Source organism: Streptomyces virginiae (genome assembly GCF_000720455.1).
In the GTDB taxonomy this organism is placed as follows: domain Bacteria; phylum Actinomycetota; class Actinomycetes; order Streptomycetales; family Streptomycetaceae; genus Streptomyces; species Streptomyces virginiae.
The window spans coordinates 14996-30826 of the sequence record NZ_JOAK01000003.1 but is presented as its reverse complement, the minus strand read 5'-3'; the positions used below and the strand labels follow the sequence as shown (position 1 = coordinate 30826).

General features: G+C 72.5%; 10 protein-coding genes. 7 read left to right on the top strand and 3 right to left on the bottom strand.

The genetic code is table 11. From position 1 onward, the window contains the following. Positions 1–19 precede the first annotated feature (19 nt). Positions 20–1102, top strand: a complete 1083-nt coding sequence (locus IG86_RS0105445) for an FAD-dependent oxidoreductase (protein WP_037942012.1) — start codon at positions 20–22, stop codon at positions 1100–1102. A gap of 28 nt (positions 1103–1130) precedes the next feature. Here the strand turns inward: IG86_RS0105445 and mltG are convergent, their stop codons facing one another. Both mltG and IG86_RS0105435 read right to left on the bottom strand, forming a co-directional pair. After that, complete coding sequence (gene mltG / locus IG86_RS0105440; protein ID WP_030895077.1) at positions 1131–1976, bottom strand: endolytic transglycosylase MltG; 846 nt, start codon at positions 1974–1976, stop codon at positions 1131–1133. Between the two features lie 63 nt (positions 1977–2039). Next, positions 2040–3902 (bottom strand): ABC transporter ATP-binding protein, encoded by a 1863-nt coding sequence (locus tag IG86_RS0105435; RefSeq protein ID WP_045936958.1) that lies wholly within the window; start codon positions 3900–3902, stop codon positions 2040–2042. 133 nt (positions 3903–4035) lie between these two features. Here IG86_RS0105435 and IG86_RS0105430 point away from each other — a divergent pair, with 133 nt between their 5' ends. The 4 genes from IG86_RS0105430 to IG86_RS0105415 all read left to right on the top strand — a co-directional run bounded on the left by IG86_RS0105430 (position 4036) and on the right by IG86_RS0105415 (position 11298). Further along, a complete protein-coding gene (locus IG86_RS0105430) occupies positions 4036–4488 on the top strand; it encodes a MarR family winged helix-turn-helix transcriptional regulator (RefSeq protein ID WP_030657474.1) in 453 nt (150 codons plus the stop codon). Positions 4489–4527: 39 nt separating this feature from the next. Next, positions 4528–7461 carry an FAD-binding and (Fe-S)-binding domain-containing protein gene (locus IG86_RS0105425; RefSeq protein ID WP_030895075.1) on the top strand — a complete coding sequence of 978 codons (2934 nt, stop codon included), beginning with the start codon at positions 4528–4530 and terminating at the stop codon, positions 7459–7461. Between the two features lie 160 nt (positions 7462–7621). Further along, positions 7622–9520 (top strand): ABC transporter transmembrane domain-containing protein, encoded by a 1899-nt coding sequence (locus tag IG86_RS0105420; protein ID WP_030818749.1) that lies wholly within the window; start codon positions 7622–7624, stop codon positions 9518–9520. Next, entirely contained in the window at positions 9517–11298 is a 1782-nt protein-coding gene (locus IG86_RS0105415; protein ID WP_030818751.1) for an ABC transporter ATP-binding protein, read from the top strand. Before IG86_RS0105420 ends, IG86_RS0105415 begins: the two co-directional genes overlap by 4 nt. Before the next feature lie 93 nt (positions 11299–11391). On the opposite strand, the gene IG86_RS0105410 is transcribed toward IG86_RS0105415, so the two are convergent. Then, positions 11392–12183 carry a metal-dependent hydrolase gene (locus IG86_RS0105410; protein ID WP_030818758.1) on the bottom strand — a complete coding sequence of 264 codons (792 nt, stop codon included), beginning with the start codon at positions 12181–12183 and terminating at the stop codon, positions 11392–11394. A gap of 82 nt (positions 12184–12265) precedes the next feature. On the opposite strand from IG86_RS0105410, the gene IG86_RS0105405 reads away from it, so the two are divergent. Beyond that, on the top strand, positions 12266–14848 hold the full coding sequence (locus tag IG86_RS0105405; protein WP_078848428.1) for a DEAD/DEAH box helicase: 2583 nt from the start codon (positions 12266–12268) through the stop codon (positions 14846–14848). A 52-nt stretch (positions 14849–14900) separates the two neighbouring features. After that, positions 14901–15824: an acyl-CoA thioesterase gene (locus tag IG86_RS0105400; RefSeq protein WP_045936957.1), complete on the top strand. Its 924-nt coding sequence runs from the start codon at positions 14901–14903 to the stop codon at positions 15822–15824. Positions 15825–15831 lie beyond the last annotated feature (7 nt).

The following is a 15831-nucleotide window of genomic DNA, read 5'->3' as shown; positions in this document are numbered from 1 at the left end:
TAGAACCGTGAACGATCTGATGTGGGACTCGGGCGCGGACGCGGACGTGGACGTGGTGGTCGTCGGGGCCGGACAGGCGGGCCTGTCCAGCGCGTACCACCTGACGCGGGCGGGGCTCGACCACGTGGTCCTCGACCACGCGCCCCGCCCGGGCGGGGCCTGGCAGTTCCGCTGGCCCTCGCTCACCTACGGCAAGGTCCACGGCATGCACGCCCTGCCCGGCATGGAACTGACCGGCGCCGACCCGCTGCGACCGTCGTCGGAGGTGATCGGGGAGTACTTCGCCGCCTACGAGGACCGCTTCGGCCTGCGCATACGGCGCCCCGTGGACGTCTCGGCCGTCCGCGAGGGCGACGGCGGCCGGCTGCGCGTGGAGACCTCGGCCGGCGTCTGGTCGGCGCGGGCCCTGATCAACGCCACCGGGACCTGGGACCGGCCCTTCTGGCCGCGCTACCCGGGGCAGGAGACGTTCCGCGGCCGCCAGCTGCACACCGCGGACTACGCCGGGCCGCGGGAGTTCGCGGGGGCCCGGGTGATCGTGGTCGGCGGCGGCACGTCGGCGGTCCAGCACCTGCTGGAGATCGCGGAGGTGGCGGCGGAGACCACCTGGGTGACGCGGCGCCCGCCGGTCTTCCGCGACGGAGGCTTCGGCGAGGCCGAGGGGCGGGCCGCCGTGGCCCTGGTGGAGGAGCGGGTCCGCCGGGGGCTGCCGCCGCAGAGCGTGGTCAGCGTGACGGGCCTCCCGCTGAACGAGGCCGTGCGGGGCGGCCTGGCCTCGGGGGTCCTGGACCGACGGCCCGTCTTCGACCGGATCACCGCCACGGGCGCCGCGTGGGCCGACGGCAGCCGCGTGGACGCGGACGCCCTCCTGTGGGCCACCGGGTTCCGCGCGGCGGTCGACCACCTGGCCCCGCTGCGGCTGCGCGAGCCGGGCGGCGGCATCCGGGTCGAGGGGACCCGGGCCGTACGCGACGAACGGATCCACCTGGTCGGCTACGGCCCGTCGGCGTCGACCGTCGGCGCCAACCGCGCCGGCGGGGCGGCGGTCCGCGAGATCCGCCGCCTGCTGGCCCGCGAACGGGCCGCCGCACCCGTGTCCTGATCCGTCCGGGCGCGGCGGGCGCACCGGTTCACCCGGAGCGCGGGCCCGCATGGGCGGCGCGATGTCTGTTGAACTCCGCGACGTGCTTCTTGTGCTCCCCGTACGTCGCCGAGAAGCGGGTGTCCCCCGGCTTGACGGTGACGAAGTACAGCCAGTCGCCGGGCGTCGGTGCGACCGCCGCCGCCATCGCCTCCAGACCCGGGCTGCCGATCGGCGTCGGGGGCAGGCCCTGGCGTTCGTACGTGTTGAAGGGGCTGCCGATCCGGGTGTCGCTCAGCGTGGTGTCGACGGTGCTGCGGTTCAGCGCGTAGTTGATGGTGGAGTCCATCTGGAGCGGCATCGACTTCGCGAGCCGGTTGTGCACCACCCGGGCGACCTTGCCCATGTCGGCACGGGTCCCGGCCTCCGCCTCGATGATGCTGGCCATCGTCGCCGTCTGGTACGGGGTCATCCCGTGGGCCCTGCCGCCGTCGGCCACCGCCTTGGTGGCGAGCTTCTCGTCGGCCGTGCGCACCATGTGGGCCAGCAGCGCGGCCGGGGTGGTCTTCGAGGTCACCGGGTACGTCGCCGGGAAGAGGTACCCCTCCGGGTTGCCCTTGGCCTCGGCGGGCAGGGCCAGTGCGGCGGTGGCCACCGCCGATTTCGCGGATCCCGGCGGCAGCTTCAGCGCGCGGTCGACCGCGGAGTACACCTGCGTCGCGCGCCAGCCCTCGGGGATCACCAGCTGGCGTGGTTCCTCCGGTCCCTGCCCACCCCGCAGGACCGGGGTCAGGACTGCCGCTCCGATCGCGAGCAGTACGCCGAGGAAGAGCGCCAGTCGGCCCCGGCGGGTGAGCCGGGATCGGGCCTGGGGCGGCCGGTACTCATGACTCATGCGGGAACGCTAACCCGCACACTTTCACTTTTCCGACATCCAGCCCGTGTTCCGGTCATATGGTCACACGTTCACCGGAGCCAGCTGCGCGTCCTCGGGCGGCTCGGGTGCGAGCGCGGCGTCCCGGTCCCGGCGGACCAGGGCCGCGTACCGGCCGTCGGCCTTCAGGAGCTCCTCGTGGGTGCCGCGCTCGGCTATGCGGCCGCCGTCGAGGACCACGATCTGGTCGGCGTCGCGCACGGTGGACAGGCGGTGCGCGATGGTGATGGTGGTGCGGCCCGCGGACAGGTGGTCGATGGCCTGCTGGACGGCGTGCTCGGTGCGCGTGTCGAGGGCGCTGGTGGCCTCGTCGAGGATGAGCACCGGCGGGTCCCTCAGGATGGTGCGGGCGATGGCCAGGCGCTGCTTCTCGCCTCCGGAGAAGCGGTAGCCGCGCTCGCCGACCAGGGTGTCGTAGCCGTCGGGCAGGGACGCGATGTGGTCGTGGATCTGGGCGGCTCGGGCCGCCTCGGTGATCTCCTCGTCGGTGGCGTCCGGCTTGGCGAAGCGCAGGTTGTCCGCGACCGAGGCGTGGAAGAGGTAGGTCTCCTGGGAGACCACCCCGATGGAGCGTGCCAGCGAGTCGAAGTCGAGGTCGCGCACGTCCACCCCGTCGATGGCGACCCGTCCGCCGCTCACGTCGTAGAGCCGCGGCACGAGGTAGCTGAGGGTGCTCTTGCCGGAGCCCGTCGGGCCGACCACGGCGAGGGAGCCGCCGGCGGGGACGGTGATGTCGATCCCGGAGAGGGTCGGGCCGTTCTCGGAGTCGTAGGTGAAGTGCACGTCCTCCAGGGCGACCTCGCCCTTGGCCCGGTCCAGCCGGACCGGTTCCGCGCGCTCCGTGATGTCCACCGGCAGGTCGAGGTACTCGAAGATGCGGGCGAACAGGGCGAGCGAGGTCTGTATCTGCACGCCGGTCGACAGCAGGCTCACCGCGGGCCGGAAGAGCCCCTGCTGGAGGGTGACGAAGGCGACGAGGGTGCCGACGGACAGCGAGGGGGCGCCGGTCTGGAGGGCGATGCCTGCGGCCCAGTAGATCAGCGCGGGCATGGCGGCCATGACGATGCCGATGGTGGACATCCGCCAGCGCCCGGCCATGCTGGAGCGCACCTCAAGGTCGACGAGCTTCTCGGACTCCGCGGAGAAGGCTGAGGTGAGCGACTCCGACCGGCCCATGGTGCGGCCGAGCAGGATGCCGCTGACCGACAGCGACTCGGTGACCGTCGCGGCCATGGCGGCCATCTGCTTCTGCCGCTGCGTCGTGATCCTCTTGCGCTCGTGCCCGACCCGCCGGCTGATCCACACGAAGACGGGCAGCAGGAGCAGCGAGACCAGGGTGAGCCGCCAGTCGAGCGCGAGCATGGCGACCACGGTGGCGATGACGGCCGTCAGGTTCGAGACGAGCGAGGTCGCGGTGGAGGTGACGGTGGCCTGCATGCCGCCGATGTCGTTGGCGATGCGGGACTGCACCTCTCCGGTGCGGGTCCGGGTGAAGAAGGCGAGCGGCATCCGCTGGAGCTGGGCGTAGACGGCGGTGCGCAGGTCGTGCATGACGCGCTGGCCCACGGTGGTGGATATCAGCGTCTGGAGCACGCCGAAGACGCTGGTGACGACGGCGGTGAGGATCATGCCGAGCGCGAGCAGGCTGAGCAGTCCCGTCCGGCCCTGCGGGATGGCGACGTCGAGGATCTCCCTGAGCAGGAACGGCGAGGCGACGCCGACCAGCGAGGAGGCGCAGACGAGCAGGCCGACGACGGCGAGCCGGCCGCGGTAGGGCCGGAAGAGCGCGACGATCCGGCGCAGCTCCCGGGGCTGTTCCGCCGGGGCGGGGCGGGTCGGATCGAGGGGGTCTTTCGATGGGGTCCACTTCGGTTCGTCGTGAGGCATGGGCACCCTCTCGGGGTCAGGGGACGGTGGTCGAGGTCTTGGCGGGGCCGGCTGCGCGAGGAGCCGGCGTCATTGGAGCATAGGTCATTGTTACCTATACTCACAATGAACGGGGTCCTGATATCGTTCCCGCATGAGCTCCGCCTCCGACACCGATCGCCTCCTCGCCGAACAGCTCCTGCGCCTGACGCGCAGGCTCCACCGGATCCAGAAGCGCCACATGGTGCCGCTCGGGATCACTCCCGCCCAGAGTCGGCTGCTGCGCCTCGTCTCGCATTACGAGGGCGAGCAGCCGCCCCGGATGGCGGACCTCGCCGCCCGCCTGGAGGTCGTCCCCCGTGCGGTGACCACCCTGGTCGACGGGCTGGAGGCGGCCGAGTGCGTGCGGCGCGTGCCCGACCCGGCGAACCGCCGCGTCATCAGGATCGAGCTCACCGACAGCGGACGCGCCACGCTGCGCCGTCTGCGCAACGCGCGGACCGACGCGGCGGAGGAGATCCTGGCTCCGTTGACCGCCGACCAGCGCGAGGTGCTCGGCGGTCTGCTGAACGCCCTGTCGGACGCGCCGGCGGAGCACACCTGCTGAACAGGCCCCGGCGGGCCGCGACGAGGCGAGGGGTCCCACATGCCGCTGCTGGAACCGAGGCCGGGGGCCCTGCGCCCGCGCAGTGTCAGCGGCCCCTCACCCGACCGGGTCCCCCCGTACCGGGCCGCGGGCACACCGGAACCCCTGCGCACCGAGCTGACCGAGCTGCTGGGCGCCGAGAAGGTCCTGTGGAAGGTCTCCGACCTGGTGCGCTACGCCTCCGACGCCTCCCCCTACCGCTTCGTGCCCCAGGTCGTGGTGATCGCCGAGGACATCGACGACGTCTCCGCCGTCCTCTCCTACGCCCACGGCCGGCAGCGCGAGGTCGTCTTCCGCGCCGCCGGGACCTCGCTGAACGGCCAGGCCCAGGGCGAGGACATCCTGGTCGACGTACGCCGCCACTGGGCCGGTGTCGAGGTGCTGGAGGAGGGCCGGCGGGCCCGCGTCCGGCCCGGCACCACCGTGCTGCGGGCCAACGCCGCGCTGGCCCGCCACGGCCGTGTCCTCGGCCCCGACCCGGCCAGCGCCATCGCCTGCACCGTCGGCGGGGTCGTCGCCAACAACGCGTCCGGGATGACGGCGGGCACCACGCGCAACTCCTACCGCACCCTGTCCTCCCTCACCTTCGTGCTGCCCGGCGGCACCGTCGTGGACACCGCCGATCCGCTGGCCGACGAGGAACTGGCGCGCGCCGAACCGGCCCTGTGCCGCGGGCTGATGGAGATCAAGCGGGAGATCGAGGCCGATCCCGCCCTGACGGCCCGGATCCGCGCCAAGTACGAGATCAAGAACACCACCGGCTACCGGCTCGACGCCTACCTGGACGGCAACACCCCCGTCGAGATCCTGCGGGGCCTCATGGTCGGATCGGAGGGCACCCTCGGCTTCATCTCGGAGGTCGTCTTCGACACCCTCCCGCTCGACCGCGAGGTGTGCACCGCCCTGCTCTTCTTCCCCTCACTGCCCGCCGCGGCCGCGGCCGTGCCCCGCTTCAACGTGGCGGGCGCCCTGGCCGTCGAGCTGATGGACGCCAACACCCTGCGGGCCTCGGTCAGCGTCGAGGGGGTGCCCGCCGACTGGGCCGCCCTGCCCGGGACGACGACGGCCCTGCTCGTGGAGTTCCGTGCTCCGGACGCGGCCGGCCGGGAGGACTGCGCGCGCCGCGCCGCGGCGGCCCTGGACGGCCTCGACCTGGTCGCCCCGGTGCCCTCGATCACCAACCGCTTCACCAGCGACCCGCGGACCGTCAGCGGCTACTGGAAGGCCCGCAAGGCCTTCGTCACCGCCGTCGGCGGCGCCCGCGCCCGCGGCACCACCCTGATCACCGAGGACTTCGCGGTGCCGCCGTCCCGGCTGGCGGAGGCGTGCGCGGCGCTCCTCGCACTCCAGGCGGAGCACGGCTTCGACGCGGCGGTCGCCGGTCACGCCGCGCACGGGAACCTGCACTTCCTGCTCGCCTTCGACGCCGCCGACCCTGCCGACGTCGAGCGGTACGGCGCCTTCATGGAAGCCTTCTGCCGGCTCACCGTGGAGCGCTTCGACGGCTCCCTGAAGGCTGAGCACTCCACCGGCCGCAACATGGCCCCCTTCCTGGAACTGGAATGGGGCCCCGAGGCCGCCGCCCTGATGTGGCGCACCAAACGGCTCGTCGACCCGGCCGGGGTGCTCGCCCCGCGGGTCCTCCTCGACCGCGACCCGCGGGCCCATCTGCGCGGCCTGAAGACCATCCCGCGGGTGGAGGGGGAGGCGGACCCCTGCATCGAGTGCGGGTTCTGCGAACCGACCTGCCCGAGCGGGGACCTGACGACCACTCCGCGCCAGCGCATCGTGCTGCGCCGGGAGATGGTCCGCCAGCAGCCGGGCTCGCCCCTGCTGGACGGACTGCTCGGCGCCTACGGCCACGACGCGGTGGACACCTGCGCGGGCGATTCCACCTGCCGGCTGGCCTGCCCGGTCGGGATCGACACCGGGGCGCTGATGAGGGACTTCCGCCACCGCCGGCACGGTCCGCGCGAGGAGGCGGCCGCCGCGCTGGCCGCCCGGCACTTCCGCACCGTCGAGGCCGCCGCCCGGACGGCCCTCGCCACCGCCGGCCGGATCCCCGACCGGGTCCGGGACCGGCTGCTGGGAGGGATCACCGGGGCCGCGCGCAGGGCCGTACGACCGGACCTGGTTCCGCGGTGGCTGCCGCAGATCCCGGGCGCCGCCGCGAAACTGCCCACGACAGCGCGGTCGGGTGCGGCGGCCGTGTACTACCCGGCCTGCGTCAACCGGATCTTCGGCGGCCCGGACGGACGGCCCGGCCCGTCGCTGCCACAGGCACTGGTGGCCGTGTCGGAGCGGGCGGGCAAGCCGGTCTGGATCCCCGGCGACGTGACCGGCACCTGCTGCGCGGTCATCTGGCACTCCAAGGGCTACGAGGAGGGGAACCGGCTGATGGCCAACCGGATCGTCGAGGCGGCCTGGGGCTGGACGGCCGGCGGGCGGCTGCCCCTGGTCGTCGATGCCTCCTCCTGCACCCTGGGCATCGCGCGGGAGGTGGTCCCGTACCTGACGCCGGACAACCGGGCGTTGCACGAGGAGTTGCGGATCGTCGACTCGGTCGTGTGGGCCGCGCAGGAGCTGCTGGCGCACCTGGAGGTCCGGCGCACGGTGGGCTCGGCCGTCCTCCACCCCACCTGCTCGATGCGGCACCTGGGCGACGAGCCGCAGCTGCGGGCGGTCGCCGAGGCCTGCGCCGACGAGGTGGTGGTCCCGGACGACGCGGGCTGCTGCGCCTTCGCGGGCGACCGGGGCATGCTGCACCCGGAGCTGACGGCCGCGGCGACGGCGCGGGAGGCCGCGGAGGTGACGGCGCGGCCCTTCGACGCGCACCTGTCGGCGAACCGGATGTGCGAGGTGGGCATGGACCGGGCCACCGGGCGCCGCTACTACTCGGCCCTGCTCGAACTGGAGCACGCCACCCGCCCGTGAGCGCCGGTGCGTGCGACCCCCGCGACCAGGCATCGGGCGGACGTCCGCGTGCGCAAACCTCTTTCCCGTGGCTCCCGGCGGACGGAAAATCGATTGCCCGACGCCGGTCCGGAAGGCGAACCTTGCACGGTTTGGACCACTCGACCAGTCATGGGGCGTCATGCAGATCAGCGATCTTCCGTATCCCGATCCGGGGGTGCCCGACGCTCGTTCAGGCCCCCGTTTCCTCCTGTGGCTGGGACGTGGTCAACTCGGCGGACAGCTCAAGAGCCTGGCCTGGGGGATGTTGCACTTCGGCGGTGTCGCCGGACTGCCGTACGCCGTGGGTCTGGGCGTCGACGCCGTCGTCGACCGCGAGCCGAACCGGCTGCTGCTCGTCGGCGGGCTGCTCCTCCTGATCGGCGTCGCCATCTCCGTGGGCGACGCCATGCTCCACCGCACCGCCGTCACCAACTGGATCACCGCCGCCGCACGGGTGCAACAGCTCCTCGCGCGCAAGACCGCCGAGCTGGGCTCCGCCCTGACCCGCCGGGTCGCCGCGGGTGAGGTGGTCGCCGTGTCCACCGGCGACGTCGAGAAGATCGGATGGTTCGTCGAGGCGGTGTCCCGCTTCCTCGCCGCCGTCTTCGCGATCGTCCTGGTCTGCGTCGGCCTGGTGTTCTACGCACCCGAGCTCGGCGTGCTCGTCGCCGTCGGCGTGCCGCTGATCGCCCTGGCCTCGCTGCCGCTGCTGCCGCGGGCCACCCGACGCGCCGACGTGCAGCGGGAGAAGGCGGGCAAGGCGACCGAGCTGGCCTCCGACACCGTCGCCGGCCTGCGCGTGCTGCGCGGCATCGGCGGCGAGGAGCTGTTCCTCGGCCGGTACCGCGAGGCCTCGCAGGAGGTCCGCAGGGCCGCCGTGCGCAGCGCCCGGATGTGGGCGCTGATCTCCGCGATCCAGGTGGTGCTCCCGGGCCTGCTGCTGATCACGGTCGTCTGGTACGGCGCCTCGCTGGCCCTGGACGGGCGCATCGCGGTGGGTGAACTCGTCGCGGCGTTCAGCGCGGTGGCGACGCTGCTCTACCCGCTGCGGCACTTCGAGGAGATCGCCATGGCGTACTCCTTCTCCCGTCCCTCCGCGAAGCGGGCGGCCCGGGTGCTGTCGCTGACCCGGACGGATCCGGCGGAGCGCCCCGCGCAGGCCGGGCCCGTCGGGGAACCGGCCGCGGGCGGGGACCTGTACGACCCGCGGACCGGACTGCTGGTGCCCGCCGGCCGGTTCACCGCCGTCGTCTGCGGGGACCCCGACCTGGCGGGCCGACTGGCCGAACGCCTCGGCGGCCACGCCATGGAGGACGGCAACGGCGGCGACCCGGACGTCACCGGTGACGGGGCCGGCGAAGGCGGAGGCGGAAGCGACCGGGAGGCGAAGGACGGTCCTTCGGTGCTCCTCGGCGGAGTCGCCCTGGACGACCTCGAACTGGACACCGCCCGCAGGCTGGTCCTCGTGCAGGACAAGGATCCTGTGCTGCTGTCGGGGACGCTGCGCGAGCTGCTCGACGTACCGGCCTCCGGGGCGGTCGAGTCGGGCGCCGCTCTGGCGGCCGCCCAGTGCGCGGACGTACTGGACGCACTGCTGCAGTCGGCGCCGGACGGGGTCGAGGACCCGATGGACGCCCGGATCACCGAGCGCGGCCGGTCGCTGTCCGGCGGCCAGCGCCAGCGTCTCGCACTGGCCCGGTCCCTGGTCACCGACCCTGAGGTGCTCGTGCTCGACGAGCCGACCTCGGCGGTCGACTCGCACACCGAGGCACGGATCGCGGACGGGATCGCGGCCCTGCGCGGCGGCCGGACCACGGTCGTACTGGCGTCCTCGCCGCTGCTGCTGGACCGCGCGGACCGGGTCGTGCTCATCGACGGCGGCACAGTGGCGGCGGTCGGGACCCACCGCGAGCTGTTGCACCGGGAGCCGCTCTACCGGGCGGTGGTCACCCGCGAGACGGACGAGGAGCAGCGGCTCGCCGGGCTCGGACTGACAGAGCTGGAAGAAGCACTCACAGAGATCGAGGAATCCGCATGATCGGCCTGGCGCCGCCGGAATACGATCCGGCGGCCCCCGAGACGGCCGCGACGCTGCCCGTGGGCACGCCGTCGACCGTACGGGGCTATGTGCGCGACCTGTTCCGGCGCCACCGGCGGCCCTTCCTGGTGCTGGTGGGGGTCAACGCGGTCGCGGTGATCGCCTCCATGGTCGGCCCGTACCTGCTGGGCCGGGTCGTGGACGATCTCGCGGCGGGGGCGCGCGAGCTGCATCTGGAGCGGATGGCCCTGCTGTTCGCGCTGGCGCTCGCCGTGCAGACGTTCTTCGTGCGGCTGGTACGGCTGCGCGGGGCGATGCTGGGCGAGGAGATGCTCGCCGATCTGCGGGAGGACTTCCTGGTGCGGTCGGTGGGGCTGCCGCCGGGCGTGCTGGAACGGGCCGGTACCGGTGACCTGCTGTCGCGGATCACCACCGACATCGACCGGCTGGCCAACGCGATGCGTGAGGCCGTTCCGCAGCTGGCCATCGGCGTGGTGTGGGCGGGGCTGCTGTTCGGGGCCCTCGCGGTGACCGCGCCGCCGCTGGCGCTGGCCGCGCTCGTCGCCCTGCCGGTGCTGGTGATCGGCTGCCGCTGGTACTTCCGGCGGGCGCCTTCGGCGTACCGGTCGGAGGCGGCGGGCTACGCCGCGGTCTCGGCCGTGCTCACCGAGACGGTGGACGCGGGCCGCACGGTCGAGGCGCACCGCCTGGGGCCGGAGCGGATCGCCCGGTCGGAGCGGCGCATCAAGGAGTGGACGGCGTGGGAGCGGTACACGCTGTTCCTGCGGACCGTCCTCTTCCCCGTCATCAACGTCACCTTCGTCACGATCCTCGGCTCGGTGCTGCTGATCGGCGGCTACTGCGTGCTGCGGGGCTGGATGTCGGTGGGGCAGCTCACCACGGGCGCGCTGCTGGCGCAGATGCTGGTCGATCCGATCGGCCTGATCCTGCGCTGGTACGACGAGCTGCAGGTGGCCCAGGTGTCACTGGGCCGCCTGGTGGGCGTGCGCGAGATCGAACCGGACGCGGGGGACGCGAAGGTGGCGCCCGACGGCCGGGACGTCCGGGCGCAGGAGGTCCGCTTCGGCTACCGGGAGGGCGTGGACGTCCTGCACCAGGTGTCGATGTCGGTGCCGCCGGGCACCCGGATGGCGCTCGTCGGCCCCTCGGGCGCGGGCAAGTCCACCCTGGGGCGGCTGCTCGCGGGCATCTACGAGCCCCGCACCGGCGAGGTCACCCTCGGCGGGGCCCGGCTGTCGCGGATGCCGGCGGAGCGGGTGCGTGAGCACGTGGCCCTGGTCAACCAGGAGCACCACGTCTTCGTGGGTTCGCTGCGCGACAACCTCCGTCTGGCACGGACGGGTGCCGGGGACGCCGAGCTGTGGGCGGCGCTGGGCGCGGTCGACGCGGACGGCTGGGCACGGGCGCTGGACGACGGCCTGGACACCGAGGTCGGATCCGGCGGTACGGCGCTCACCCCGGCTCAGGCCCAGCAGGTGGCACTGGCCCGGCTGGTGCTGGCGGATCCGCACACGTTGGTGCTGGACGAGGCCACCTCGCTGCTGGACCCGCGGGCCGCACGGCATCTGGAGCGCTCGCTGGCCCGGGTGCTGGACGGCCGTACGGTCATCGCGATCGCCCACCGGCTCCACACGGCCCACGACGCGGATGTGATCGCGGTGGTCGAGGGCGGCCGGATCAGTGAACTCGGCTCGCACGACGAGCTGGTCGCGGCGGACGGGGCGTACGCGGCGCTGTGGCGGTCCTGGCACGGCTGAGCCGGCGGCCCCGCCGGTGCGGGCATTTCGGAAGGCCCCGGTCACCGGGTACGGAGCAGCCCTCCGTACCCGGTGACCGGGGCCGTCGCACGACTAGATGAAGCCGAGGGCCGAGGCGCCTCCGAAGCCGCCCAGCAGGATGAAGACCGGCATCAGGACCTTCAGCTCCACCCAGCTGCCGGCGCGGAAGCGCATCGGCTTCGGCGGGCCGATCGGGTACCAGCGCTTTCCGGCGATCGGCAGGGGCCACAGGACCGGGCAGCCGGAGACCGTCAGCGCGTCACCGATGTCGTGGACCAGGGCCCCGAGCACGATGGGCAGGCCGAGCCAGAGGTATTCCTGCCCCGGCTCGGTGAACAGCCAGTTCGCACCGTTTCCGGGCTGGTCGAGCACCCCGGCCATGATCCACGCGCTGGTCGCGCCGAGCAGCCAGACCAGGACGTCACTGGACATGCGGGCGGCCCGCCACAGGAGGCCCTCGACCGCCAGCACCAGGTGCACGAAGAGCAGTGCGAGCACACCCCAGCGGTCGGCGGTGACGGCGAGCGCGGAGGCGCCGCCGCCGATCAGGACCGCCCAGAGCCAGGTGTGCGTCAGGGTGCGGTGGCCGCCGGAGCGGCGGGCGTCCTTCGTGGAGCGGGTGGCCTTGTAGACGGCGTAGGAGATCTTGTCGACCACCTCGCACAGGCCCTTGGACAGGGGACCGAAGGCGCGGGAGATCGTCGCCGACTTGTGGTCGAGGTCCGGGGCGAGGGCCGCGCCGGCGCAGATCAGCGCGCCGACGACGAGGACCGGCCAGGGCATGGGACGGCCGGCGGCCGCAGTGGCCGCTCCCACCCCCAGCCAGGCCGCCGCCCCGGACAGTGAGTGCGCCGGACCCATCATGGTCGTTCCCCGCCCCGCTGGTGTGTATCGGGCCCTGTTGACCGGTTCGTTCGGGCCGCATCGACGGCACAGCGTACAGTCGGTGATCTTCGTTGCGTCCTCCGGTTCCCTTATCCGGGGGGAAGCCAGGCAAGATGGGGGCGTGACCCTCATTGATCAGCTCCCGCCGACCGCCGACCCCGACGCCCTCTTCGAGGCTTTCTCCTCGTGGGCGGAGGACCAGGGCATCACCCTGTACCCGGCTCAGGAGGAGGCGCTGATCGAGGTCGTCTCCGGGGCGAACGTGATCCTGTCCACCCCGACCGGCTCCGGCAAGAGCCTGGTCGCGGCCGGTGCGCACTTCACGGCCCTGGCCCAGGACAAGGTGACCTTCTACACCGCCCCGATCAAGGCGCTGGTGTCGGAGAAGTTCTTCGACCTGTGCAAGCTCTTCGGCACCGAGAACGTCGGCATGCTGACCGGCGACGCCTCCGTGAACGCGGACGCGCCGGTGATCTGCTGCACCGCCGAGGTGCTGGCCTCCATCGCGCTCCGTGACGGCAAGCACGCCGACATCGGCCAGGTCGTGATGGACGAGTTCCACTTCTATGCCGAGCCGGACCGCGGCTGGGCCTGGCAGATCCCGCTGCTGGAGCTGCCGCAGGCGCAGTTCGTCCTGATGTCGGCGACCCTCGGCGACGTGAAGCGGTTCGAGGACGACCTGACCCGGCGCACCGGCCGGCCCACCTCGGTGGTCCGCTCCGCGACCCGGCCCGTGCCGCTGTCGTACGAGTACGTGACCACGCCGATCACCGACACGATCACCGAGCTGCTGGAGACCCGGCAGGCCCCCGTCTACATCGTGCACTTCACGCAGGCCCAGGCGGTCGAGCGGGCGCAGTCGCTCATGAGCATCAACATGTGCACCCGCGAGGAGAAGGACAAGATCCAGGAGCTGATCGGCAACTTCCGCTTCACCACCAAGTTCGGCCAGAACCTCTCGCGCTACGTGCGGCACGGCATCGGCGTCCACCACGCCGGCATGCTGCCCAAGTACCGGCGTCTGGTGGAGAAGCTCGCGCAGGCCGGTCTGCTGAAGGTCATCTGCGGTACGGACACGCTCGGGGTCGGCGTCAACGTCCCGATCCGCACCGTGCTGTTCACCGCGCTCACCAAGTACGACGGCAACCGGGTCCGCACGCTGCGCGCCCGCGAGTTCCACCAGATCGCCGGACGCGCCGGCCGGGCCGGCTTCGACACGGCGGGCTTCGTGGTCGCCCAGGCGCCCGAGCACGTCATCGAGAACGAGAAGGCCCTCGCCAAGGCGGGCGACGATCCGAAGAAGCGCCGCAAGGTGGTCCGCAAGAAGGCGCCCGAGGGCTTCGTCGCCTGGTCGGACACCACCTTCGAAAAGCTCATCGCCGCCGACCCGGAGCCGCTGACCTCGCGCTTCAAGGTCACCAACATCATGCTGCTGTCGGTGATCGCCCGGCCGGGCGACGCCTTCCAGGCGATGCGCCACCTCCTGGAGGACAACCACGAGCCGCGCAAGGCCCAGCTGCGCCACATCCGGCGGGCCATCGCGATCTACCGCTCGCTGCTGGACGGCGGCGTGGTGGAGAAGCTCGACACCCCGGACGCGGAGGGCCGCACCATCCGGCTCACCGTCGACCTCCAGCAGGACTTCGCGCTCAACCAGCCGCTGTCCACCTTCGCGCTGGCCTCCTTCGACCTGCTGGACCCGGAGTCCCCCTCCTACGCGCTGGACATGGTGTCCGTCGTGGAGTCCACGCTGGACGACCCGCGCCAGATCCTGGCCGCCCAGCAGAACAAGGAGCGCGGCATCGCGGTCGGCCAGATGAAGGCCGACGGGATCGAGTACGAGGAGCGGATGGAGCGGCTCCAGGAGGTCACCTATCCCAAGCCGCTGGAAGAGCTCCTCTTCCACGCCTACGACGTCTACGCCAAGAGCCACCCGTGGGTGCGCGACCACCCCGTCTCCCCGAAGTCGATCATCCGCGACATGTACGAACGCGCGATGACCTTCACCGAGTTCACCTCCTTCTACGAGCTGGCCCGCACCGAGGGCATCGTGCTGCGCTACCTGGCGAGCGCGTTCAAGGCGCTGGACCACACCATCCCCGACGACCTCAAGTCCGAGGACCTCGAGGACCTGATCGCCTGGCTCGGCGAGCTGGTCCGCCAGGTCGACTCCAGCCTGCTGGACGAGTGGGAGCAGCTGGCGAACCCTGAGGTGGAGACGGCGGAGCAGGCCCAGGAGAAGGCCGACCAGGTCAAGCCGGTCACCGCGAACGCGCGCGCCTTCCGCGTCCTGGTCCGCAACGCCATGTTCCGCAGGGTGGAGCTGGCCGCCCTCGACAACGTCGACATGCTGGGCGAGCTGGACGCCGAGTCGGGCTGGGACGCCGACGCCTGGGGCGAGGCCATGGACGCGTACTGGGACGAGTACGACGACCTGGGCACCGGCCCGGACGCCCGCGGCCCGAAGCTGCTGCAGATCGAGGAGGACCCGGCGCACGGTCTGTGGCGCGTCCGCCAGACCTTCGCCGACCCGAACGGCGACCATGGCTGGGGCATCAGCGCCGAGGTCGACCTGGCGGCCTCCGACGAGGAGGGCCGGGCGGTCGTCCGGGTCACCTCGGTCGGTGAGCTCGGCGCCCTGTGACCTGATCCGGCACGCCGCCGGACCGCCCGGACCCGACAGTGGAGATCCTCTGATGACGAACCCCGCCGAGAGACTGGTCGATCTGCTCGATCTCGAGCAGATCGAGGTCAACATCTTCCGCGGCGCCAGCCCGCAGGAGTCCCTCCAGCGCGTGTTCGGCGGCCAGGTCGCCGGCCAGGCGCTGGTGGCCGCGGGCCGCACCGTCGAGAGCGACCGCCCGGTCCACTCGCTGCACGCGTACTTCCTGCGCCCCGGCATCCCCGGGGTGCCGATCGTGTACCAGGTGGAGCGGGTGCGTGACGGGCGGTCCTTCACCACGCGCCGGGTCACCGCGGTCCAGCAGGGCAAGACGATCTTCAATCTCACCGCCTCCTTCCATCATCCGGAGGACGGCAGCATCGAGCACCAGCTGCCTCCTCACCACGTCCCCCATCCCGACACGCTCCCCAAGGTCGCGGACGAGATCCGCGAGCACCTCGGGGCGCTGCCGGAGGCACTGGAGCGGATGGCCCGCCGCCAGCCCTTCGACATCCGCTACGTCAACCGGCTCCGCTGGACTCCTGAGGAGCTCAAGGGCGCCGATCCGCGCAGCGCGGTGTGGATGCGCGCCGTCGGCCCGCTGGGCGACGACCCGCTCGTCCACACCTGCGCCCTCACCTACGCCAGTGACATGACCCTCCTCGACGCCGTGCGCATCCCCGTGGAACCCCTGTGGGGCATGCGCGGTTTCGACATGGCCTCGCTCGACCACGCCATGTGGTTCCACCGGCCGTTCCGGGCGGACGAGTGGTTCCTCTACGACCAGGAGTCGCCCATCGCGCACGGCGGCCGGGGCCTGGCCCGGGGCCGGATCTACGACCTGGAGGGCAGGCTGCTGGTCTCCGTGGTCCAAGAGGGCCTCTTCCGCCCGTACCCTGCCAAGCCGAGCCGCCCGGACCAGCCGGGCCGGCCGTCCGACACCGCACCGAAGAACTGAGCAGACC